This is a genomic window from Vibrio sp. S12_S33, from assembly GCF_963889785.1.
In the GTDB taxonomy this organism is placed as follows: domain Bacteria; phylum Pseudomonadota; class Gammaproteobacteria; order Enterobacterales; family Vibrionaceae; genus Vibrio; species Vibrio aestuarianus.
Map to the genome: position 1 here is coordinate 1 of NZ_CAWPQZ010000178.1, position 908 is coordinate 908.

The 908-nt window shown below is 42.2% G+C and carries 1 protein-coding gene; it reads left to right on the forward strand.

All coding sequences use genetic code 11. The annotated features are described in order from the left end of the window. The first annotated feature begins 167 nt into the window (after window positions 1-167). A complete protein-coding gene (locus tag AACW06_RS19730) occupies window positions 168-581 on the forward strand; it encodes a GFA family protein (protein ID WP_192076356.1) in 414 nt (137 codons plus the stop codon). The last annotated feature ends 327 nt before the right edge of the window (window positions 582-908 follow it).

Here is a 908-nt window from a genome sequence, read left to right on the forward strand (position 1 = left end):
AGCAGCTAACTAGGCGTTTAAGACGGATTCCCAACGCTTGGGAGTTTCGGTTCTAGGTTGAGTTTTGTGTTTAAGGCGCAATGGTTTAGGATTGTGGTCGCGTTGCTCACCACTTAACGCGGCGTTAGCTGTTAAAAGGTGTCTACCTATAAATTATTGGAGGATTTATGAAAGGTCATGCTAAATGTTTATGTGGTTCAGTCGAACTAGAAGTTGAATATGCTAGTAATGAGGTGGCGGCATGTCACTGTAGCATATGTCGCAATTGGGGCGGTGGTCCAATGCTAGCCATCGATTGTGCTGATTCAGTACAAATAGCAGATGAAGAAAGTGTCACAAGATACTCATCCTCAGAGTGGGCAGATAGAGGGTTTTGCAATAAGTGTGGAACACATTTGTTTTATTACCTTAAGCCTGCAAATCAGTATCACCTGCCAGTTGGCTTGCTTCAAGGTGATGACAATTTTCAGTTTACTCATCAAATATTTGTTGATGAGAAGCCCGAATACTATGATTTCAAGAACGAAACTCAGAATATGACTGGTGCTGAAGTGTTTGCTCATTTTGAAGCTGAAGGGTAAACAGCTAACAAACAATTTAAGAGGGATTCCCAACGCTTGGTATTTTTGCTTCTACTTCAAGTTTAGTGTTTATGGCACAGTGCTTTAGGTTTGGGTGGTAGCGTTGCTCACCCCTTAATTGGGCGTTAGCAGGGGTTAAGAAAAACGTTGAATTTAGGGTGGAAAGGCTTTGGGTTTTCTAGCTACACACTGGACAAATCTCAGCTTCTCAACTATCTCGCCAGTGGCACTTTTTGGAAAGTGTTTGAACTTAACGAAGTCTGCTTACGGGAAGTGTTGTGTTTGTTAAGTTCGTTGGTGCGGCTTCTTTGGTGTTGAAATTTATGC